Raw genomic sequence first — 22,302 nt, 5'->3', positions numbered from 1 at the left:
ACGCCAAGGCGCTCATCGATTCGATCCTGCGCCGCAAGAGCAAGTTCGTCGTCACCCCGAAGGGCGACTCGGCCAGCCCGGACACGTGGTTCGGCACGTTCCGCTACCACTGGTACTTCATCCTGATCTTCGGCGGATCCATCGCCGCCGGATTCGTCTACGGACACTCCCACCCGGCCATGGTCATCTGGGCGTCGTTCGCGCTGCTGATCACCGCGGCGCCGATGTTCGCCTGGCGCCACGGCATGCGTCAGGACCGCAAGCGACCGCCGGGGCAGGAAGGGGGGCAGCCGCAGCCGGCGCCCGCCTTGGGAACCGCCGAGGACTCCCGGACCCAGGCATTTCCGCGGATACCGCAGCCGCATGCCTCGCACGCCCCGCAGGGCCGCCCCAGCTGGGCCGGCTCGCACGGCGCTCCGGGAGCAGCAGGAGGTACCGGGGCAGCCCCCGGCAACGACCAGACCATGCAGATCGCCCTTGGTGGACTTGGGGGACGTAAGGAATGAAGGACCGTGCAGGCCGCCGTCGCGCCCGTCGCCTCGCGATAGGCACGGCGGTGGTACTAGCGCTGGCCGGCATGAACGGGCCGTGGCTGTACCGCTTCGGCACCGAGAAATACCACCAGTACAAGATCAATCAGCCGGAGTACAAGGCCGCCAACGGCAAGTGGGAGATCATCGAGTTTCCCGAGGAGTACCGGCAGAACACCATTCACGCGGCGCTGCTGCGCACCGGCAAGGTGCTGCTCGTCGCGGGGTCAGGCAACAACCAGGACAACTTCGACGCGAAGAAGTACGACACCCGGATCTGGGACCCCGTCAAGGGCACCATCAAGAAGGTGCCCACGCCGAACGACCTGTTCTGCACCGGGCACACCCAGCTCGCCAACGGCAACCTGCTGATCGCGGGCGGCACCAAGCGGTACGAGAAGCTCAAGGGTGACGTGAAGAAGGCCGGCGGCCTGATGCTGGTCCACAACGAGAACCCGGACAAGCCGATCACCCTGCCCGCGGGCACCAGGTTCACGGGCAAGGAGAACGGCAAGACCTTCGTCTCGAAGGACCCGGTGCTCGTCCCGCGCGCCAAGAAGAACTTCGACAAGGCGACCGGCAAGTTCCTCGGCAACACGCCGGGCGTGGGCCGTATCTACGTCGAGGCGGAGAAGGAAGGCGCCAAGTACGAGACCGGCACCCAGGACAACTACCGCATCCAGGGCCTCACCGGTGCCGACGCCCGCAACACCTACGGCATCGCCGAGAAGCTCGCCCTGGACAAGAAGGACTTCCAGGGCATCCGCGACGCCTACGAGTTCGACCCGGTCGCCGAGAAGTACATCAAGGTCGACCCGATGCACGAGGCCCGCTGGTACCCGACGCTCACCACCCTGAGCAACGGGAAGATCCTCAGCGTCTCCGGCCTCGACGACATCGGCCAGCTGGTCCCGGGCAAGAACGAGATCTACGACCCGAAGACCAAGAAGTGGACCTACACCGGGAAGGTCCGTCAGTTCCCCACGTACCCGGCGCTGTTCCTGATGCAGAACGGCAAGATCTTCTACTCGGGTTCCAACGCGGGCTACGGACCGGACGACGTGGGCCGCGACCCGGGCATCTGGGACGTGGAGACCAACAAGTTCACCAAGATCCCCGGGCTGAGCGACCCCGACAGGATGGAGACGTCCGGCACGGTGCTGCTGCCGCCGGCGCAGGACGAGAAGTACATGGTCATCGGCGGCGGCGGGGTCGGTGAGTCCCGCAAGTCCAGCAACAAGACCCGCCTGGTGGACCTGAAGGCGGACAACCCGCGCTTCGTGGACGGGCCTTCGCTCGACAAGGGCACCCGCTACCCGCAGTCGTCGATCCTGCCGAACGACGAGGTGCTGATCTCCGGTGGCTCGGAGGACTACCGCGGCCGCAGCGACTCCAACATCCTCGAGGCGCGGATCTACGACCCCGCCAAGAACGAGATGCGCCGGGTCGCCGACCCGCTGGTGGGCCGGAACTACCACTCCGGTTCGATCCTGCTGCCCGACGGCCGGGTGATGTTCTTCGGCTCCGACTCGCTCTACGCGGACAAGGCGAACACCAAGCCGGGCAAGTTCGAGCAGCGCATCGAGATCTACACCCCGCCGTACCTGTACGGGGACCGGGAGCAGCCCGAGCTCTCGGGCGGGCCGAAGACCGTCGAGCGCGGTGACTCGGCCACCTTCACCTCCAAGGACGCGGCGAAGGTGAAGAAGGTCCGGTTGATCCGGCCGAGCGCCACGACCCACGTCACCGACGTGGACCAGCGGTCGATCGCGCTGGACTTCCAGGCCGACGGCGACAAGCTGACCGTGACCGTGCCGAAGAACAAGAACCTGGTGCAGTCCGGCTGGTACATGCTGTTCGTCACCGACGGCGAGGGAACGCCGAGCAAGGCGCAGTGGGTGCACGTGCCGTAGCGACGGCCCGCCGGCCAGGCAGCGGACAGGAGATGAGAAGGGGGGCGCCCTCCGTCACGGAGGGCGCCCCCCTTCTTCGTGCTTCTTCGTGCTTCTTCGTGCTTCTTCGTGTTCTCCGGCTCAGTCGCTGGCCTTGGCGAGCTCCAGGGCGTAGTCCGCCCACCACTGGCCCGCCTTGGGGCCGCCCTTGCACTCGCCGTCGGACTCACCGGGGCGCTTGACCCACAGGTAGGCGTCGACGAGCGGGTCGGCCGTCTTCACCGTCGGTGTCTCGCCGAGGGCACGGCCGGGCGGGTTGCACCAGCGTTCGTCCGCCTTGCCCTCCGTGTAGGGGCCGTTGCCGTTGCGGCTGGTGTCGATGACGAAGGGCTTGTTGCCGACCTTCGACGACAGCTGCTTGCCGTAGTCGATGGAGTCCTCGGTGGTGTAGAAGTTCGACACGTTCACCGCGAAGCCGTCGGCCTTGTCGATGCCGGCCCGCTTGAGCGCCTCGTGGATCTGGTCGGGGTTGCCCCATCCGGCGTTGCCGGCGTCCAGATAGACGCGGGTGTTCTTCAGCGCCGTCAGCTTGTCCACGGCGCCGCTGAGCAGGTCGTAGCGCTCCTCGTGGAACTGCTGCGGGGTGCAGCCGTCCACCAGGTGCAGCACGGCGTCGGGCTCCAGGATCACCGTGGCCGGGCGGTCGCCGATGCCCTTGGCCACCGCGTCGACGAAGGCCCGGTAGGCGTTGCCGTCGGCGGCGCCGCCCTGCGAGTACTGGCCGCAGTCGCGGTGCGGGATGTTGTAGAGGACCAGCAGCGCGGTGCGGCCCGCCTTGTCGGCGGCCTCGGTGTAACCGCGGGCCTGCTCCTGAGGGTTCTCCGGGCTGATCCACTCGGCGACCGGCTGCTCGGCGATCTTGCGTATCTGCTCGGCCTCGCTCTTCTTGCCGTCGTGGATCAGCTCGGCGACCTTGCGGGCGGCGAGACCGTCCGGATTGACCCAGAACGGGTTGGAGTCCTTCGGCTGCTGCGTGATCTCCGCGCCGGCCGCGTCCGGACCCTTGCCGCTGTCGCCGTCCGACGAGGAACACCCCGTCATCAGCAGTGCCGCCCCCAGCACCACTGCGGACGCCCGCCTCCCGGCGAACGCCCCGACCCCCCTGTTGCCGTACATCCAACCCCCCTCGGGTGGACTCGTATCGAGTCGATGAACCTCAATCCTGACATACGGCTCGTGACGCCCACGAGGCCGAGCCCGTGCTTGTCCACCAGCCGTTACAGGCCGCCCGGAGAGTCGGCGAAGGGCAGGTCGGGGGCCTGCGGAGTGTGAGTCAATGGAGCAGCCCGTGACGCCTTCGCCCGGGGCGTCGCCCGCGACCGCCCGTCCGCCCGTCACCGACCCAGGGAGCAGCCGTGCCCCGACCCCCCGCCGACGAACACCGCCGCCCGCGCGCCCTGCTCGCCATGCACGGCCATCTGGCGGCCCGGCTCTTCGACGAGGCCGCGCTGCGCCGCCTGACCACGCTCGCCGAGCTCGACCCGGATCTGGTCGTGGACGACTTCACCACGCCCGCGGCCGAGCGGGCGCTGCGCGACACCGAGGTGATCGTCAGCTGCTGGGGCTGCCCTCCGCTGACGCCGGCCGTGCTCGGCCGCGCGCCCCGGCTGCGGGCCGTCGTCCACGCCGCCGGTTCGGTCAAGCAGCACATCACCGGGGCCTGCTGGCGTCGCGGCATCCTGGTCTCCTCCGCGGCCTGGGCCAACGCCCTGCCGGTCGCCGAGTACACGGTCGCCTTCGTCCTCCTCTCCGGCAAGGAGGTGCTGCGCGTCCGCGAGGACTACCGCGCCCGGCGCGCCGCCCACGACTGGGTGGCGGCCTGCTCCGGCGCCGGCAACTACCGCAGGACCGTGGGCATCGTCGGCGCCTCGCGGATCGGCCGCCGCGTCCTGGAGCTGCTCCGCCCGCACGACCTCGACCTGCTGCTGCACGACCCGTATCTGCCGCCCGGCGAGGCCGAGCGGCTGGGCGCGACGGCCGTGGAGCTGGACGAACTGTGCGCCCGCAGCGACGTGGTGACCGTGCACGCACCCGAACTGCCGTCCACCCGCCATCTGTTGAACCGCGAGCGGCTGGCGCTGATGCGCACCGGGGCCACGCTGATCAACACCTCGCGCGGCTCGCTGATCGACCAGCGGGCGCTCACCGAGGAACTGGTCACGGGCCGGCTCTCCGCCGTCCTCGACGTCACCGAGCCCGAGGTGCTGCCGCCCGATTCCCCGCTCTACGACCTGCCCAATGTGGTGCTCACCCCGCACATCGCCGGCTCTCTCGGCAACGAGCTGCACCGGCTGGCGGCGGCCGCCGCGGACGAACTGGAGCGCTACGTCACGGGCCGGCCGTTCGCCCACCCGGTCACGGAGGAGGAGTGGGAACGCTCGGCCTGACCGGGGTGGTGCCCCGGGAGGCCGAGCGTCGGGGGTCGGGGGTTCGGGGTGGCTGGCCGTGGTGGTTCCGGCGCCGTTGTCCGGGTGGGCCGAGCGCCGTGGCCCGGGCGCCGTTGCCCGGGCGCCGTTGTCCCGGAAGGCCGAGCGCCGTGGCTCGGGCGCCGTTGCCCGGGCGCCGTTGTCCCGGTAGGCCGAGCGCCGTGGCTCGGGCGCCGTTGTGCCGGTAGGCCGAGCGCCGTTGCCCGGGCGCCGTTGCCCCGTGGGCCGATCGCCGTGGCTCGGGCGCCGTTGCCCGGGCGCCGTTGTCCCGGTAGGCCGAGCGCCGTGGCCCGGGCGCCGTTGCCCCGTGGGCCGATCGCCGTGGCTCGGGCGCCGTTGCCCGGGCGCCGTTGTCCCGGTGGGCCGAGCGCCGTGGCTCGGGCGCCGTTGGCCGGGTGGGCCGAGCGCCGTGGTTCCGGCGGCGGTCAGCCGGTGGCTCCGGTCAGGTAGGCCGAGGCGATGGCGTGGGCGATGCAGCGGTCGACGGGCTCGTCGGCGGGACCGGCGCAGGTGACCAGGTGCAGCCCGGCTCGCTGGCCTCCGCCCGGCCCCGACACCGGGAGGGCGTCGGCCCGTGCGCGGCTGAGGACCCGCACGGACACCACGGTGAACTCGGCGACCCTGCCGTCCGCGCGGGCCACGCGGAGCTTCTGGCCGCGTTCGAGGGTGCTCACCTCGGTCCGCCCCAGCAGCAGGGCCGTGCCGGAGGCGCCCGGCGTGACCCCGTCCCGGTACCAGGCGATCATGCCCGGCCGGTCGGCGGCGGGGGACGGGGTGAGCGTGCCCCGGTCGTCGAGCCCGCGGGCCACGACCGGTGCCTCCACGCCGAGGACGGGGATGTCCAGCCGGCGCGGGGCCGCCTCGCCGAGCGGCCGGTGCGCGGGAGGCAGGTCCGTCTCGGGCGGGCGTCCGGCCGCCGCCATGTCACCGGTGGCCGCCCCGGACAGGCCGGGCGGCAGGGCACCGGCCTCACGCCCCCACAGCCACAGCCCGAGCAGCAGTACCGTCCAGGCGACACCGGAGAGCAGACGTCCGGTGCCGCCGCGTTCTCGTCCGGACATGGTCAGCTCGTCCCCCGTCGTCGGCGCGGGTGCCGCCCGCGCACCGCCGCCGCTGCCGCGGCGCCGACCCCCATGAGGGCCAGTCCGAGCACGACCTGGGCCGTGCCGGGCCCTTCCTCGCGGGCGTCGGAGGCGGCGAGCGTGAGCGCGGCGAGGAGGAGGGCGCTGGTACAGACAGTGAGACGCTGGGAACGCATCGTGAACCTCCTGTCAGGGGGAGCGTCCCCCGCGCACCCCGGCCACGCATCCTCGGTACGGGCCGATTGCTCCGTACGGGTGAGGGATCGGGCCGGGGCGTTTGGCCTCCGGGTGCCTCAGACCAGATCCACCAGGTCCGCGATGGAATCGACGACCTTCGACGGCCGGTAGGGGTAGTTCTCCACCTGGTCGGGGCTGGTCAGACCGGTGAGCACCAGGAAGGTCTGCATCCCGGCCTCCATGCCGGCCAGGACGTCGGTGTCCATGCGGTCGCCGATCATCGCGCTGCTCTCCGAGTGCGCCCCGATGACGTTCAGCCCGGTGCGCATCATCAGCGGGTTCGGCTTGCCCGCGAAGTACGGCTGCTTGCCGGTGGCCTTGGTGATCAGGGCGGCCACCGCCCCGGTCGCCGGAAGGGGGCCCTCGGTGGACGGGCCGGTCTCGTCGGGGTTGGTGCAGATGAAGCGGGCGCCGCCGCTGATGAGCCGTACGGCCTTGGTCATGGCCTCGAAGGAGTAGGTGCGGGTCTCGCCGAGGACGACGTAGTCCGGCTCGTGGTCGGTGAGGACGTACCCGATGTCGTGCAGCGCGGTGGTCAGACCCGCCTCGCCGATCACATACGCGGAGCCGTTGGGCCGCTGGTCGTCGAGGAACTGGGCGGTGGCGAGGGCGGAGGTCCAGATGTTCTCCAGCGGCACCTCGAGGCCCATGCGCCGCAGCCGGGCGTGCAGGTCGCGCGGGGTGTAGATCGAGTTGTTGGTGAGCACCAGGAAGGGCTTTCCGGACTCCCGGAGCTTCTTCAGGAAAGCGTCGGCGCCCGGGATGGGCACGCCCTCGTGGATGAGGACGCCGTCCATGTCGGTGAGCCACGACTCGATGGGCTTGCGATCTGCCATGTGCTTCGTACTCCCTGGCGGCGTTGGGGACATGGGCGGGGCGCCGGAACCACGGCGTACCGACGCACCCAGGGTAGTCAGGACCGGGTCTTACCGACCCCGTCGATCTCCCCGTACAAGTTGCCGTTTGTCGTATGACGACTCCCTGTACTTCTGCGTACTTCTGCTTGCCACCAGGTCAACGGCGGCCGCCGGTCATTGCCTCCGGGGTCCCGGGCCGGTGGAGGCCATGCCTCTCTCCGGGTCAGCGGCGGCCGGGGAGCCGGCGGGCGAGCAGCATGGCTCCGGTGCCGGCGAGGACGAGGAGCGCGGCGCCCGCCAGGGCGATGGTGGCCCTGCCGAGTCCGGTACGGGCGAGTTCGTCGGCGAAGGGGATCCGGTCGAAGGGGATCCGGTCGAAGGGGGGCGGGGGCGTGGGGGTGGAGGTGGCGGCGGGGGCGGCCGCGGCGGGGGCTTGGGTGTCGGTGGGTCGTCCGGTGTCGCCGAGTCCGCCGGTCTCACCGGGTCCGCCGGTCTCACCGGGTTCGTTGGGCTCGCCGGGTCCGGCGGGCTCGCGGGGTGTACCGGATGCGTTGGGCCCCTCGGAGGCGTGCAGCCCCTCCGACTCGCCGGAGTCCCTGCTCTCCCCGGGCGGCGGCTGCGGAGTGGCCGGCTCCCTTCCGGCGATACGGAAGCGGTAGTCGTTCGACTGGCCGACCCACTCCCCGTCCCGTCCCCTGCGCTGCACCACGGCCGCGTTGGCGGTGACCTCGTTGGCCACGGCGTCGGAGGTGATCGCGAGGCGCAGCCGCACGTCGACCGTCCGGTCGGGGCGCACGGTGAACCCGCGGAAGCCGCCGCGGTCGTCGGCGAGGGCACCGATCAGCTCGTCCTCCTCCGTCCGCACGAGGCGCACGGGGTGGGGGCGGCCCTTGCCGTCGTAGAACTCCAGCACGGTCTGCGCGGGTTCCAGGGCGCGCGCCTCGTCGACGAGGACGATCACCGGGTGGATGTGCGTGCAGGTGCGGTCGGTGGTGTTGGTGAGCCTCAGCCGCCAGGTCCCGTGGCCGCCTCCGGCGGTGTAGCTGCGGGGCCCGCCGTGCAGGCGCGTGGTCAGCGGGAAGCTGCGCTGGTCGGCGCGGGCACATGGGGGCAGCGGGGCGAGCGGTCCCGCCTGCGCCGGGGCGGAGAGGGCCGGGGCGGCGGTCACGAGGGTGACGAGGAGGGCGGCGGTCGCCGCCGGGCGGGAGGGCAGGGCCGTGGGCGGTCGCATGAACACATGACCATGCCGCCCGGACGGCTCCCCGCACACCGCCATCCGGTGCACCCACCCCGAACGCCCGCACAACTCCGCCCGCTCGGAGCACACACCGGGCCCTCCGGGTGGACAGGCGGGTGGGCCAGCCGGTCAGGGCGGGCCGGCGACCGGTCCGGGGTCCTGTGCTACGAGCAGTTCAAGCCCCTGGGCTACGACCACTTCAAGGCTTTGGGCCACGACCGGTCCAGGCTCCTGGGCCGACGACCGGGCTGCGCCCCGGCTACGAAGGGCGCGTAGGGCCCGTCTCTCCAGCTACGCGGGGGCCCGTCTCCCCGGCTACGCGGGGCCCGTCTCTCCGGCGCCCCGCCCGAAGACCGGCGCGAGGACCAACTCGGCCGCGCCCTCCGCGACCTGGCGCTCCCCGCCGGGAGCGATCCGCACCGGTACGCCACCCGCACGCCCGCCTTCGCGCCGGGCGCGGGCGTCGAGGACGGCGCCGACCCCGCGCACGAACGCCTCGGGGGCCGCGGTGACCGTACGGCCGCCGAGGAGCACCAGGTCGATGTCGAGCAGCCCCACCAGGTTGGCGGCTCCCGCGCCGAGCACCCGGGCCGCCTCGTCGAGATCACCGGCCGCCACGGCGTTCAGGCACAGCGCCTCGATGCACCCGCGGTCGCCGCAGCCGCAGGGCGGTCCGCCCAGCTGGATGACCTGATGCCCGAACTCCCCGGCACCGGTGCGCGCCCCGCGGTGCACCCGGCCGCCGATCACGAGGCCGGCGCCGAGCCCGGTGCCGAGGTGGAGGTAGGCGAAGGACCGGGGGCTGCCGCCATCGTCCTCCGGGGCTTCCGCAGGGGTGTTGAGGGCGAGCCCGAGGGCTGCCGCGTTGGTGTCCTTGTCGAGGACGACCGGTATGCCGAGGCGGCGCGCCAGCGCGTCCCGCAGCGGGAAGCCGTCCCATTCGGGGAAGCCGGTGACGCGGTGCAGTATGCCCCGGGCGTGGTCGAGGGGGCCGGGGAGCGCGACACCGGCGCCGAGCAGCGAGGGCACGCCGGCCAGGGTGCCGTCCGCCGGCCGCAGCACGTCCGTGACCAGCGCGGTCGCGGCCCGTGCCACGCCGTTCAGCACGGGCTCCGCGCCCGCTCCCAGGTCCAGCGGGGAGCGGTGCTCCCCCACCACCGTGCCCCTGAAGTCGACCAGCACGGCGCGCAGTTCGTCCCGGTCCAGGTGGACGCCGAGCGCGTGTGCCGCCTCGGGCACCAGGCGCAGCACGGTGCGCGGCTTGCCGCCCGTGGAGGCGCGGCGCCCGGCCTCGACGGCGAGGCCCTCCTGCCGCAGCCGGGCGGTGATCTTGCTGACCGCCTGCGGGGTGAGCCCGGTCCGCTCGGCGAGTTCCAGGCGGCTGATGCCCGGGGCGCCGGCGGTGCGCAGCAGGTCGAGCACGAGGGCGCTGTTGTGGCTGCGCAGGCCGAGCAGATTGACTCCGGCCCCGCCCGGACCACCGGGACCACCCGGTACCGCCGAGCCCGCCGACCCTGCCGGTCCCGCCGAGCCCGCCGACCCTGCCGGTACCGCCGAGCCCGCCGACCCTGCCGGTACCGCCGAGCCCGCCGACCCTGCCGGTACCGCCGAACCCGCCGGGCCGGCGCCCGTACCGCGCCTCGGAGTCCCGTCGGCTCCAGCAGCTCGGCCCACGCCCGCGTCTCCGTCGATCGCCCTGTTCACGCCCCCATTCTCCCCCGCGCTTGCACTTTGGCAACAGCGTTGCGAAAGTGGTGCCATGACTGGTCCCACCACTGGCACTGGCACTCCCCTCCGCGTCGGCCTCATCGGCTACGGCCTCGCGGGCTCCGTCTTCCACGCCCCGCTGATCGCCGCCACCGAGGGCCTCGCGCTCGACACGGTGGTCACCTCGAACCCGGAGCGGCAGCGGCAGGCCCGCGCCGAGTACCCGGACGTCCGTATCGCCGCCACCCCGGACGAGCTGTTCGCACGCGCCGACGAGCTGGACCTGCTGGTCGTCGCCTCCCCCAACAAGACCCACGTCCCGCTGGCCACCGCCGCCCTGAAGGCCGGCCTGCCGGTCGTGGTCGACAAGCCGCTGGCCGCCACGGCAGCCGAGGCCCGGGAACTGGCGAGGCTCGCCGAGGAGCGCGGCCTGCTCCTGTCGGTCTTCCAGAACCGCCGCTGGGACAACGACTTCCTCACCCTGCGCAAGCTGATCGGCGAGGGCGAGCTGGGCGACATCTACCGCTTCGAGTCCCGCTTCGAGCGGTGGCGCCCGCAGCTCAAGGGCGGCTGGCGGGAGTCCGGCGACCCGGCGGAGGCCGGCGGCCTGCTCTACGACCTCGGCAGCCATGTCGTCGACCAGGCGCTGGTCCTTTTCGGCCCGGTGACCACCGTGTACGCCGAGACCGACATCCGCCGCGAGGGCGCGGCCACCGACGACGACACCTTCCTCGCGCTGACCCACGAGAACGGCGTCCGCTCCCACCTGTACGTCTCCGCGACCACGGCTCAACTCGGCCCGCGCTTCCGCGTCCTGGGCTCGAAGGCCGGCTACGTCAAGTACGGCCTGGACCCGCAGGAGGCCGCCCTGCGCGACGGGCTGCGCCCGGGCACGGACGCCCCGTGGGGCGTGGAGCCGGAGGAGCTGTGGGGCAGGGTCGGCGCCGGCGAGTCCCCGGTGACCGGCGGCGGCCGCCCCGAACCGAGCCTGCCCGGCGACTACCCCGCCTACTATGCGGCCGTGACGAAGGCCCTCACGGCAGGCGGCCCCAACCCGGTGACCGCGCTGGAGGCGGCGGCCGCGCTCGACGTGCTGGAGGCGGCCCGCCGTTCGGCACTCGAGAAGGTGACGGTGACGCTGTGACGCACAACCCGGAGCTCACCCCGAAGTTCCACCCGGAGCTGACCCCGAGCGTGGAGGAGCTCGAGGCGCAGGAACGGCGCCTGGTGTTCCAGCAGTTCACCCACGACGACGCCTGGGAGCTGGGCTCCCTGCTGGTGGAGATGGCCCGCGAGCGGCAGGCACCGGTCGCCATCGACATCCACCGCGCGGGCCAGCAGCTCTTCCACGCCGCGCTGCCGGGCTCCACGCCCGACAACGACGCCTGGATCGCGCGCAAGCGCCGCGTGGTGGAGCGCTACGGCTCCTCGTCCTACCTGGTCGGCGCCCGTCACCGGGCCAAGGGCACCACGTTCGAGGAGTCCTCCCGGCTCGACCCCGACACCTACGCGGCGCACGGCGGCTCCTTCCCGATCAACGTCGAGGGCGTGGGCGTCATCGGCGCGGTCACGGTCTCGGGCCTGCCCCAGCTCCAGGACCACCGCCTCGTGGTGGAGGCGCTGGAGCACTTCCTGGCCGGGCGCTGAACTCCCGTACGTCCGGGCACGTGGAAGGGCCCCTCGCCGTGGACTTGGGTTCTGACGGTCCTCGCAACACCCGCGATCTGTGGGAGTTGCGAGGACCGTGGCCGTTGGACGCGATGATCTTGCGGAGTTGAGGGAGCGTTTCCTTGCGCGGCTGGATGCCGTGGGGAACGTGACCGTGGTGGCGCGTGAGCTGGGGGTGAACCGGAACACCGCCTTCGGCTGGGCCCGGAAGGCCGGACGGAACTCGGTGCGCCTGCCGCGCCGGCACCCCGGGCGCGACGAGTACGAGCGGCTTCGCGCAGCCGGTGTCGCACGCCGGGTGGCAGCCCGGCAGGTCGGTGTGAACGAGCGCACGGCCAAGGACTGGGACTGGGGCGTCAAGAAGACCGGCACCACACGCACTTACGCTGACGGCCGCCGCGTTTCGGAAACGCGCGCAACCAGCGGCCCACCCTTGTCCTGCGTTGGATCCGGGATCCGCTACCCCGCTGCTCGCACCGGGCCCGGCAGGCGGCTCCCCGCTCCCCGCTTCCCGCCGCCCGGTCCGGTCCGGCCCGGCCCGGTCCGGTCCGGCCCGGTCCGGTGCGTCAGGCGGCCTTCAGCTCCTGCCGCTGCCGCCCCAGCCCCTCGACCTCCAGCTCGACCACATCGCCGGCCCGGAGGTACGGCTTCGGCTCCGGGCGGCCCATCGCCACCCCCGCCGGCGTCCCCGTGTTGATGACGTCCCCGGGGTACAGGGTCATGAACTGGCTGACGTACCGCACCACTTCACCCACCGGGAAGATCTGCTCGGCCGTCGACCCGTCCTGCTTCAGCTCCCCGTTGACCCACAGCCGCAGCCTCAGGTTCTGCGGGTCGGGCACCTCGTCCGCCGTCACCAGCCAGGGCCCCAGGGGGTTGAACGTCTCGCAGTTCTTCCCCTTGTCCCAGGTCCCGCCCCGCTCGATCTGGAACTCCCGCTCGGACACGTCGTGCGAGACGGCGTACCCGGCGACATGTGCGAGCCCCTGCTCCGCCGACTCCAGATAGCGCGCCGTGCGCCCGATCACGACCGCCAGCTCGACCTCCCAGTCGGTCTTCACCGACCCGCGCGGCACCAGCACCGTGTCCTGCGGTCCGACGACCGTGTCCGGCGCCTTGAGGAAGATCACCGGCTCGGCGGGCGGCTCGGCCCCCGTCTCCTTCGCGTGGTCGAAGTAGTTCAGCCCGATGCACACGATCTTGCCGATCCGCGCCACCGGCGGGCCGATCCTGAGCCCCGTCCCGTCCAGCGCGGGCAGCTCACCGTTGCCGGCGGCGGCCCGGATCCGGCCGAGCGCCTCCTCGTCGGCGAGCAGCGCCCCATCGATGTCCGCGACGAGACCCGACAGGTCCCGCAGGACTCCCTCGGCATCGAGCAGGGCGGGGCGTTCCTGTCCCGCCGTACCGACTCGCAGCAGCTTCATCCAGACGTCTCCCTCGATCGCGGGCGCCCGCCCGACGCTTGCGATCGGTGCGGCGAGCCGCAGCCATCGGAGGACTGGTGGGATCCTCCAAGAGCCCTGTCCACTCCGCAAGACCCCGTTCACGTACTGGACCGCACCCGCGGAGACCCGCTCAGCGGTTCAGCGGTACAGCACGGCCCGCTCCGCCAGGCTCCAGGTCCGCCGGCCACCGTTCGCCCCCTGGCCAGCCGCCCTCTCACGTCACCACCCCGTCGGCAGTACGGTGTCCCCCATGCGCCCCGACATGCCTGCCGAGAACGTCGACCACACCGCCGAGGCGGCACGCCTGGAGCGGACCGCCGATCTCTACCCCGAGGACGCCGAGTCCTTGCTGCTGCGGGCCGCCGCCCACCGCGAGCTCTCCGGCGACCGCCCCGCCGCCACGGCCCTCTACGACCGCCTGCTGGCCTCCGGCACCCCGCTGGACAACCCGCACCTGGTCCGCGCCCTGAAGGCCTCCAACCTGTGGGAGTACGGGCACGAGGCGGAGGCGCGCGCCATCATCGAGGGCATCCGCACGGCCGCCCCGCGCGACCCGGCGCCCTGGGTGATCGTCGCGGAGGCCCTGGAGGCCCACGACGAGCTGGAGCAGGCCCACGAGACGTTCACCGAGGCGGTACGCCTCCTGCTGGCCGACGCCCCGGCGACTCCGCCGAGGCCCACGCACCCCCTCCTCTTCGGGCGGCACCGGGTCCGCCGGATGCTGGGCGCCGACCACGACGAGTGGGACGCCCTCGCGGACTCCGTCCACTCCCTGCCGATCAGCCTGGACGAGCTCCACGACCCCAAGCGCGTGTGGTCCCTCGGCTCGGAGAACCCGGCGGAGCTGGAGGCGGAGCTCATCCGCCTGCGCGCGGAACTCGGCGCCTACCGCGAGGCCCTGTCCCGCCCCTTCCCGGTGGCCGTCCTGCACTGGCCGGCGCCGGAACTGGCGGAACTCCTCGAGGCGTATCCGTCCCTCGCCGAGGAGTACCCCTCCCACGAGGAGCACCTGGCGACCATAGAGTCCGCCCTGCGGGAACTGGCCGCCTCGGGCACCGGCAACCTGGGCATCGTCACCGGCACGGTCCCCTCCTACGAGGCGTTCGCCGCCGCGGAGGGCGCGTCCCCGGCGGACGCGACGCTCCTCCCCCAGTACGCGACGACCCTGGCCGCCCGGGGCCGCGCGGTCGCCTGGCCCCCGGACCCGGGCGCCCCCTGCTGGTGCGGCTCCTCAGCCCCGTACGAGACCTGCCACGGCACGCCGGCCTGACCGGGGCCTGCTCGGGTCGGGCGCTCCCCGAGATGCACAGCCGCCCCAAATGACAAAACTGAACATATGACGACCAAAGCACTCCTGAAGGGTGGCCCGGACGACCTCGCAGGCAAGGTCGTCCCGATCACTCCCCCCGGCCAAGAACTCAAGATCCCCCACCTGGGCGGCTACGAGCACTACAAGGTCACGACCCGCCACGCCCAGACCGAGGAGGGAGATGCAACGGTCTACGAGTGGTGGGAACGGACGGAGGTGGCCGAGTAGTCACCCTCGGAACCGGGACTGGACGACGCCCGTTCACCGGTACGACGTGGACGGGCGTCACTCATGACCAGGTGACAGCCGTCGTCAGCCCCTGGAAAGGCCGGCGCGAGCCTCCGTGCCGGGGATCCACGGATCCGGAACGGCAGATTTCACTTCTCGCAATCCCCCTGACTCCCCACACCTACCGCACGATATCGTCACATCCGTTCAGTTGGACTGGCATGCCGTGCGTCTCGTGGCATGTCCCGGGGAGCGAGGAACATCTGGATGCCGCTGCACCAGCCGTCTTCGGAATGGCAGTTCGAAGTACCCACGACCGGCAGCAAGCGGCTCCCTCCGGCGGCAAGGTCCTTCGAGTCCCTCACGCACCAGGGGTACGGCTTCGAGGCCGCCATCGCCGACCTGATCGACAACTCGATCGACGCCGGGGCCCACAACGTCGTGGTGAGTTTCCTCCGGGACACCGGTGAGCACGGCGGACGCGACCGCCTCGTCAGCCTGCTGGTCATCGACGACGGTCAGGGCATGGACGAGGCGGGCCTCGACACCGCGATGACGGTCGGGGGTCAGGAGACGTACTCGGCCGGGGCGCTGGGGCGCTTCGGCGCCGGTCTCAAGGCCGCCTCGCTCTCACACGCGGACTCGCTCACCCTCATCAGCCGGACCAAGCGCAGCCCCTCGGCGGGCCGGCGCTGGCTCACAGCCCGCGCACAGGCCGACTTCACCTGCGACATCGTCGACTCGGGATACTGCCAGAGCCTGGTCGACCGCTACGACGGGATCATCGGCTGGCACGGCACGATCGTGCGCTGGGACCAGGTCCGCGCGTTCGAGACCATCACCGCCGGACAGACCGACCGCTACCTCAACGACGCGATCGAACGGCTCGAGACCCACCTCGGGCTCTACCTCCACCGTTTCCTCGCCCGCGACGGCTTCCACGTGGACATCGTGGTGGAGGACGTCCACACCCGTGAGGAGCTGGACCACCGGGGCGTGGAGCCCATCGACCCCTTCGGCTACCGGGTCACGGGCCGCCCCGGCTACCCGCGCGAGTACGTCGCACCGGTCGAGGGCGTCGGCGACATCACCCTCACCGCACACATATGGCCGCCCAAGTCGCCGCTGGTCGCCTTCCGGGGCATCGGCCCGCTCGCCGAGCGCCAGGGCTTCTACCTCTACCGCAACGACCGGCTCGTCCAGGCCGGCGGCTGGAACGACACCCGCAGCGCGGAGGGCCACCTCGCCCTGGCCCGGATCGCCGTCGACCTGCCACCCGAGCCCAACGACGTGTTCGCCCTGACGGTGAAGAAGGACGGTGTCCAGGTCACGCCGGCGTTCGCACGCGGGCTGGAGAAGGCCACCGTCCCCGGCACCGGGCACACCTTCGCCGAGTACCTGCACGAGGCCGGGGCTACCTATCGCGAGGCAGCAAAGCGGCGAACAGAGGTCAAACGCCCATCGGCCATCCCGCCCGGCAAGGGCATCGACCCGAAGCTGAAGCGGACGCTGCGGGACGAGCTGCCGCAGCTGGAAGGCGCCGACCCCATCACCTTCACCTGGGCCAGGCTCGACGTGCCGTCCGGTGTCGACTCCGCGGACCTGCTGTTCACCATCGATCACAAGGAACGCACGGTCATCCTGAACAAGGACTACCGGCATGCGTTCAACGGCGGGCGCCGTGGAGGTTCCAACGACGCTCCGGTCCTCAAGAGCATGCTCTACCTGATGCTCAATGAGATCTTCCAGAAGGAGCGGGTCTGGGCAAACCAGACCGACAAGATCGCGCTGTGGAACAGCGTGCTCGTCTCCGCGGTGCGGGCCGAACTGGCCCGTACAGAGGGCTGACAGCCCCTCTCCCCCAGGCAACGTCCGGTACTTCCAGAGAGGCGCACACCGCTGTGACCGCCGAGACCCGCCCCGCGGCCGACCACCTCGCCGACCTCCACGGTGAGATCCTCGACTCGATGAGCCGGAGAGGCCCGAGACACTTCGCCAAGCTCGCCTTCGCCCTCTCCGACTCCGACGAGCCGGCGGACACGGACCTGTCCGTCTTCCGCGACCGTCTCCTGGCCGCCGCTCCCGGCGACGAGCTGCTCGTCCTGTGGCGCCGTCGGCTCACGGCCTGGGACTTCGAGGAGTCCCCGGCCTGGTCGTCCACCGCTCCGCGCACCCGCGATCGCCGCTCGGAGGTCTACGACAAGCTCGCGTTCGGCCCCGACCTGCGCAAGGCGCTGGACGCCGCCGTCCCGGTCCATACCGAACCCGGCCCCGTCACCATCAGCCGCGAGTTCGAGCCCTGGTACAGCCGGGAAGTGGCGGCGAACCGCTCCTTCTACTGGACCTCGTACGAGCGCCTGCTGCGCCGCAAAGGCTGGAGCGACGCGGCGGTCACCGGCCTGGACGAGGCCGCGCACGCCGTGGTGGAGCGGCTCGCCGACCCCACCCGCGAGGAGCCCTACGGCGCACGCGGTCTGGTGGTCGGCTACGTCCAGTCCGGCAAGACCGCCAACTTCACCGGCGTCATCGCGAAGGCCATCGACGCGGGCTACCGCCTGGTGATCGTCCTCGGCGGCACCCTGAACCTGCTCCGCGGCCAGACCCAGCGGCGTCTCGACATGGAACTGATCGGCCAGGAGAACATCCTGGGCGCCGCCGACCCGAACGACCCCGACGCACTGGTCGGCATCGACTACCAGGACGACGAGGACTGGCCCGAGAAGTTCGTCTCGTTCGGTGCCCGCCCCTCCCTGCTGGGCGCCTTCGACATCGAGCGTCTGACCTCGCGCGACCGTGACTACATGGCCCTCGAACGCGGCATCAGCGCCCTGGAGTTCGAGAAGCCGGACCGCACCCGCCCGCTCCACGACCCGGCGAATCTGCACGCGGCACGGGCCCGCATCATGGTCGTGAAAAAGAACAAGAGCGTGCTGGAGAAGCTGGTCAAGGACCTCAAGAAGATCGGTCCGATCCTCGCTGAGATCCCGACTCTGATCATCGACGACGAGTCCGACCAGGCCTCGGTGAACACCACCGACCCGAAGAAGTGGGAGGCCGGCACGGTCACCCGCACCGCCATCAACGGCCAGATAAGCAAGCTGCTGAAGCTCCTGCCCCGTGCCCAGTACGTGGGCTACACGGCAACCCCCTTCGCCAACGTCTTCATCGACCCGGGCGACGAGGAAGACCTCTTCCCGCGCGACTTCCTCATCTCCCTCCCCCGTCCCGACGGCTACATGGGCGTCCAGGACTTCCACGACCTGGACAGCGCCGACGGCGAGGGCGAGGCCGAGAAGCGGCACGTCCGGGGCATCTACGAATCGACCGGTGACCGCCTCCAGGAGGCCCTGGACGCCTTCGTCCTCACGGGCGCGCTGAAGCTGTACCGCGCCACCCACGGTGTCCCCGAGGGGCCGTTCCGCCACCACACTATGCTCGTGCACGAATCGGTGCGCATGGCCGAGCACGCCGCGCTCGCTCTGCGCATCAGCAACATGTGGCACAACGCCGCCTACACCGGCCCGGACGGCCACGCGCGCCTGTCGGCCCTCTTCGACAAGGACTTCCGGTCGTTCGCGGACAGCTCCCTGCCCACACCGACCACGTACGCCGAACTCAAGCCGCATGTCGCGCGAGCTCACCAGCTCATCAGCCGGGGCGGCAGCCCGGTCATCGTCGTCAACGGCGACAGCGAACGCGACTACGCCCAGCCCGACCTGGACTTCGACCGCACCCCGAACGTCTGGAAGATCCTGGTCGGCGGCACGAAGCTGTCGCGCGGCTTCACGGTCGAGGGCCTGACGGTCTCCTACTACCGCCGGACGACACAGCAGGCCGACACCCTGATGCAGATGGGCCGCTGGTTCGGCTTCCGCCCCGGCTACCGCGATCTGGTACGCCTCTACATCGGCCGCGAGGAACAACTCGGCCGGGGCCGCAACGCCAAGACGGTCGATCTCTACGAGGCCTTCGAGGCCATCTGCCGCGACGAGGAGCTCTTCCGCGCCGAACTCGCCCGCTACGCCCCCATGGTGGACGGCCGCCCGCAGGTCACCCCGGCCCAGATTCCGCCGCTGGTGGCCCAGCACCTGCCGTGGGTGAGACCGTCGGCCCGGAACAAGATGTTCAACGCGGAGCTGGTGGAGGTGCGGTCGCCCGGGACCTGGGTCGAGCCGACCGCCCACCCGGAGACCTCCGAGGAGTTGGCCCACAACACGGCGTCCTGGGAGCCGGTGCTCGCCGCACTGGGACGTGATCCGGTGACCCTCGCGGTCGGAGACGGCCCGGCGTACGAGGCTCGGGTGGGAACGATCTCGCACGAGACGCTGACCACGGTGCTCTGCGCACTGCGCTGGTCGGCGCCGAGCCAGTTCTCGCCCCACCTGGAATTCCTGCTGGGCGCCGCGCAAGGAGCCACGAAGATCGACGACTGGCTCGTGATCACCCCGCTGCAGACGTCCGCCCGGCGCGTGGAGGCGCGCATCCTGGGGCACGGTCCCTTCACCCCGGCGAGGCGGAACCGGCGACGGGGTCCGCTGTTCGGCGCGCTCAGCGAGCCCAAGCACCGTGACGTCGCGCTGCGCGTGGCGGGGGCTCTGGAGACGGCCGGGAACGCGGCCGTCGAGGGGTACGTCCGCTCGGGCCGTGGCGCGCTCCTGCTGTACCCGGTGGTCGAGTCCGAGCCGCGTCTCGGTCCCGACGGGACGATCGCTCCCGGTGACGTCGTGATGGCCTTCTCCTACGTGGCCCCGCGGTCATCGGTGGGTACCGGGCGCCCGCTGGTCCGGTTCCGGACGATCGACAAGAGCCGGCAGGATGCGGTGGTCATCGACCGAGCCGACGTACGCCCCTGAGGCTTGACACCATTGAACACCGTGAGGCCCTCGTCCCCCGACGTCTCCGCGCGCATGTCCCGCCAGGCCAGCAAGGACACCAGTGCCGAACTGGCCGTACGACGCCTGCTGCATGCGGCGGGCCTGCGCTATCGCGTGGAGTACCCGGTGCCGGGCATGGCGCGGCGTCGTATCGACATCGCCTTCACGCGGGCGAAGGTGGCGGTGCTGATCGACGGGTGTTTCTGGCACGGGTGTCCCCTGCACGCTACGTGGCCGAAACAGAACGCCGAGTGGTGGCGAGCCAAGTTGGATCGGAACATGGCGCGCGATCGTGAGACCACCGAGCATCTGACCGCGCAGGGGTGGACGGTGTTGCGGTTCTGGGAGCACGAGGCTCCTGAGGAGGTGGCCGTACAGGTGCGGACCGCCGTGGCACGGCGTCTGGCGGAGAAGGGGCGGGGGCACCGGAAGTGGGCGGACTGACCTTCGTGGACGTGTGCTCCGGTGCGGGTGGCCTCGCCCTGGGGCTGGAGCGGGCCGGCTTCGAGCCACGTCTGTTGTTGGACGACGACGAACTCACGGTGGAGACGCTGCGCCTCAATCGGCCGCGCTGGAACGTGCTCCACGCCGATCTCGTGGACTTCGACCCGGTCGAGCACCCCGAGAGCTATGACGTGGACCTTCTCTCGGCGGGTCTGCCACGGGTGCGGTCCAGCGCCACCGTGGGACGGGCGGACTCGCAGACCGAACTGCGCCTGTTGAGAGCCACGATCCTCCTGGTGCACGCGATCAAACCGCGGGCGGTGCTCATCGAGAACGTCCCCGAGCTCGCTCACGCCGAGGAGTACCGGCCGTTCCGGGATTACGCCCGAGCGGAGCTCGTCCATCTGGGATACGCGTTCAGCTGGTTCGTGGTGAACGCCGTCGACTTCGGCGTGCCGCAGAACCGCAAGCAGGGCGTCCTGTTGGCCGTCGAGCGGAGCCGAGCCCACGCCTTCCGGCCACCCGCTCCCACGGTACGAGAGCCGAGGACGGTCGGTGCCGTCCTCGGGCCGTCCATGGCCGCACGCGGATGGCGGGACGCCGCCCGCTGGGCCGCTCAGGCCGACGAACCGGCTCCGACTCTGGTCGGAGGCTCGAAGAACCGCGGCGGCGCCGACCTGGGGCCGACCGGCGCCAAGCGCAAGTGGGCGACCCTCGGCGTGGACGCGCACACGGTGGCCGACACGGTCCCCGGCCCGGACTTCGTCTGGGCCCCGGAACTCGGCAGGGACAACATGGTGAAGCTCACGACCGACCAGGCGGCACTGCTGCAGGGATTCCCGGAGTCGTGGCGGATCGCCGGGCGCAAGACCGCCCGCTACCGCCAGATCGGGCACGCGACACCGCCGCCCGTCGGAGAGGCGCTGGGCCGGGCGATCGCGGAAGCCCTGGACAGCGACTCGGCACACTTCCCGGCCGGCTAGACTTCCGCCACATGACCAGCACGGCACCACACCAGTCCATCCTCGACAAGCCCTATGTCCTGGATCTCTTCGCCGGGCCCGGTGGGCTGGACGTGGCCGGACACGTGCTGGGCGTCCGCAGCCTCGGGATCGAATGGGACCGGAGCGCCTGTCTGACGCGCTACGCGGCGGGTCTCGAGACCTTGCACGCCGATGTGAGCGCGGTGCGCAGAGACTCCTTCGAATCGCTGCCGCCGGATATCAATGTGCTGGCCGGCGGTCCGCCATGTCAGACGTACTCGGTGGCCGGAAAGGGTGCGGGCCGCAGAGCTCTGGACGAGGTCAAGCGATACATCGATCGTCTGATGGCGGGCGAGGACGACGCGGAGATCGACAAGGATCTGAAGAACCTCAGCGATCCCCGCACCGCGATGGTCCTCGAACCCCTCCGGTACGCGATCCGCGCGACCAGGAGCCCGAGCCGGGATCACCGCCCGTACGACGTCATCGTTCTGGAGCAGGTCCCGGCGGTCGAGGCGCTCTGGGAGCAGTACGCGAAGGCGCTGGAGGGGACCGGCCTCCCCGACGGGACCCGGTACAAGGTCGTCGTCGATGTGCTGGACACGGAGACCTACGGGGTGCCGCAGACACGCTCGCGAGCAGTGCTGATCGCGCGGCGCGCCGAGCTGGGCGCGCCCTCCCTGCCCGCGCCGACCCACCGCGCCTACGAGGCGAAGGCGTGGAACAGGACGGCCGCCAGGTCCTCTACCCACGCCCATCAGCCCACGCTCTACGAGAGGGACACCCCGGACCCCGACGACGATCTGCTGCCCTGGACCTCGATGGGGCAGGCTCTCGCGGAGCCGGTGGGCGGGCACCCGGGCCGCAGGGTGCCGTTCCTGGTTCGCTCGAACTACGGCAGCTCGGGCAACCCCGGTCGGCGCGGAGTACGGACCGACCGACAGCCCGCCGCCACCGTCACCGGCCGCATCTCCCGCTTCGTGGTGTTCGAGCACCTGAACGAGAAGATCGTCCGGGAGGGCGCGAGGTTCAGCATGAACGAGGCGGGGATGCTGCAGAGCTTCCCGCCCGACTATCCGTGGTCCGGTACGGCACAGGCCCAGCAGGTGGGCAATGCCGTCCCCCCGCTGTTCGGTGCGCACCTGCTCAGTGCCGCGCTGGGGCTTCCCGCACCCGATCCGCAGGCTTTGAGGAAACCGTGGCAGCGGGCGACGGAGGAGCAGCGCGCCAAGCTGCGCAGCGAGGGATGCGGGGCCGCCGACCACTGCACCCCCCGCTGCCCGCGCCCCGACGAACAGGCGACGCGGTAGCCACCTGGTGGGG

18 protein-coding genes and 1 pseudogene are annotated in these 22,302 nt (G+C 71.5%); 12 read left to right on the top strand and 7 right to left on the bottom strand.

Annotation, left to right across the window (positions count from 1 at the left end):
* Nucleotides 1-506: pseudogene (locus ABD207_RS00870) on the top strand (glycosyl transferase); the annotation flags it as partial.
* Complete coding sequence (gene glxA / locus ABD207_RS00865) at nt 503-2,443, top strand: radical copper oxidase GlxA (RefSeq protein ID WP_344009122.1); 1,941 nt, start codon at nt 503-505, stop codon at nt 2,441-2,443. The pseudogene ABD207_RS00870 and the gene glxA, both read left to right, overlap by 4 nt.
* Before the next feature lie 120 nt (nt 2,444-2,563).
* Here glxA and ABD207_RS00860 read toward each other — a convergent pair whose 3' ends face one another.
* Complete coding sequence (locus ABD207_RS00860; protein ID WP_344009120.1) at nt 2,564-3,598, bottom strand: glycoside hydrolase family 6 protein; 1,035 nt, start codon at nt 3,596-3,598, stop codon at nt 2,564-2,566.
* A 290-nt stretch (nt 3,599-3,888) separates the two neighbouring features.
* On the opposite strand from ABD207_RS00860, the gene ABD207_RS00855 reads away from it, so the two are divergent.
* The gene (locus ABD207_RS00855; RefSeq protein WP_344009220.1) at nt 3,889-4,869 is read left to right on the top strand and encodes a hydroxyacid dehydrogenase; all 981 of its coding nucleotides are present in this window, start codon (nt 3,889-3,891) and stop codon (nt 4,867-4,869) included.
* A gap of 464 nt (nt 4,870-5,333) precedes the next feature.
* Here the strand turns inward: ABD207_RS00855 and ABD207_RS00850 are convergent, their stop codons facing one another.
* From ABD207_RS00850 to ABD207_RS00830, 5 genes are all read right to left on the bottom strand, one after another.
* Nucleotides 5,334-5,969: a sortase domain-containing protein gene (locus ABD207_RS00850; RefSeq protein ID WP_344009118.1), complete on the bottom strand. Its 636-nt coding sequence runs from the start codon at nt 5,967-5,969 to the stop codon at nt 5,334-5,336.
* A gap of 2 nt (nt 5,970-5,971) precedes the next feature.
* Nucleotides 5,972-6,166, bottom strand: a complete 195-nt coding sequence (locus tag ABD207_RS00845; protein WP_344001506.1) for a hypothetical protein — start codon at nt 6,164-6,166, stop codon at nt 5,972-5,974.
* A 117-nt stretch (nt 6,167-6,283) separates the two neighbouring features.
* A complete protein-coding gene (locus ABD207_RS00840) occupies nt 6,284-7,063 on the bottom strand; it encodes an HAD-IIA family hydrolase (RefSeq protein ID WP_344009116.1) in 780 nt (259 codons plus the stop codon).
* A gap of 244 nt (nt 7,064-7,307) precedes the next feature.
* The gene (locus ABD207_RS00835; protein WP_344009114.1) at nt 7,308-8,315 is read right to left on the bottom strand and encodes a hypothetical protein; all 1,008 of its coding nucleotides are present in this window, start codon (nt 8,313-8,315) and stop codon (nt 7,308-7,310) included.
* A gap of 321 nt (nt 8,316-8,636) precedes the next feature.
* Nucleotides 8,637-9,743 (bottom strand): ROK family transcriptional regulator, encoded by a 1,107-nt coding sequence (locus tag ABD207_RS00830; RefSeq protein WP_425580605.1) that lies wholly within the window; start codon nt 9,741-9,743, stop codon nt 8,637-8,639.
* Nucleotides 9,744-10,080: 337 nt separating this feature from the next.
* Here ABD207_RS00830 and ABD207_RS00825 point away from each other — a divergent pair, with 337 nt between their 5' ends.
* Together ABD207_RS00825 and ABD207_RS00820 are read left to right on the top strand one after the other, a co-directional pair.
* Nucleotides 10,081-11,172 carry a Gfo/Idh/MocA family protein gene (locus ABD207_RS00825; RefSeq protein ID WP_344009112.1) on the top strand — a complete coding sequence of 364 codons (1,092 nt, stop codon included), beginning with the start codon at nt 10,081-10,083 and terminating at the stop codon, nt 11,170-11,172.
* A complete protein-coding gene (locus ABD207_RS00820; protein WP_344009110.1) occupies nt 11,169-11,675 on the top strand; it encodes a heme-degrading domain-containing protein in 507 nt (168 codons plus the stop codon). Before ABD207_RS00825 ends, ABD207_RS00820 begins: the two co-directional genes overlap by 4 nt.
* 587 nt (nt 11,676-12,262) lie before the next feature.
* On the opposite strand, the gene ABD207_RS00810 is transcribed toward ABD207_RS00820, so the two are convergent.
* Nucleotides 12,263-13,120 carry a fumarylacetoacetate hydrolase family protein gene (locus tag ABD207_RS00810; protein WP_344009108.1) on the bottom strand — a complete coding sequence of 286 codons (858 nt, stop codon included), beginning with the start codon at nt 13,118-13,120 and terminating at the stop codon, nt 12,263-12,265.
* A 271-nt stretch (nt 13,121-13,391) separates the two neighbouring features.
* Here ABD207_RS00810 and ABD207_RS00805 point away from each other — a divergent pair, with 271 nt between their 5' ends.
* From ABD207_RS00805 to ABD207_RS00775, 7 genes are all read left to right on the top strand, one after another.
* Entirely contained in the window at nt 13,392-14,411 is a 1,020-nt protein-coding gene (locus ABD207_RS00805) for an SEC-C metal-binding domain-containing protein (RefSeq protein ID WP_344009106.1), read from the top strand.
* 66 nt (nt 14,412-14,477) lie between these two features.
* Nucleotides 14,478-14,678, top strand: a complete 201-nt coding sequence (locus ABD207_RS00800; protein ID WP_344009104.1) for a DUF5988 family protein — start codon at nt 14,478-14,480, stop codon at nt 14,676-14,678.
* 267 nt (nt 14,679-14,945) lie between these two features.
* On the top strand, nt 14,946-16,526 hold the full coding sequence (locus tag ABD207_RS00795; protein WP_344009102.1) for an ATP-binding protein: 1,581 nt from the start codon (nt 14,946-14,948) through the stop codon (nt 16,524-16,526).
* Nucleotides 16,527-16,645: 119 nt separating this feature from the next.
* Entirely contained in the window at nt 16,646-19,531 is a 2,886-nt protein-coding gene (locus ABD207_RS00790; RefSeq protein WP_344009216.1) for a Z1 domain-containing protein, read from the top strand.
* Nucleotides 19,532-19,585: 54 nt separating this feature from the next.
* Nucleotides 19,586-19,996, top strand: a complete 411-nt coding sequence (locus tag ABD207_RS00785) for a very short patch repair endonuclease (RefSeq protein WP_167994131.1) — start codon at nt 19,586-19,588, stop codon at nt 19,994-19,996.
* Nucleotides 19,984-20,979 (top strand): DNA cytosine methyltransferase, encoded by a 996-nt coding sequence (locus tag ABD207_RS00780; RefSeq protein ID WP_344009100.1) that lies wholly within the window; start codon nt 19,984-19,986, stop codon nt 20,977-20,979. Before ABD207_RS00785 ends, ABD207_RS00780 begins: the two co-directional genes overlap by 13 nt.
* Before the next feature lie 11 nt (nt 20,980-20,990).
* Complete coding sequence (locus ABD207_RS00775) at nt 20,991-22,289, top strand: DNA cytosine methyltransferase (protein ID WP_344009098.1); 1,299 nt, start codon at nt 20,991-20,993, stop codon at nt 22,287-22,289.
* Nucleotides 22,290-22,302 lie beyond the last annotated feature (13 nt).

It is taken from the genome of Streptomyces thermospinosisporus (genome assembly GCF_039526425.1).
Classification (GTDB): Bacteria; Actinomycetota; Actinomycetes; order Streptomycetales; family Streptomycetaceae; genus Streptomyces; species Streptomyces thermocarboxydovorans.
Note: the sequence above shows the minus strand (reverse complement) of the source record. Positions and strands in the feature narration are given on the sequence as shown.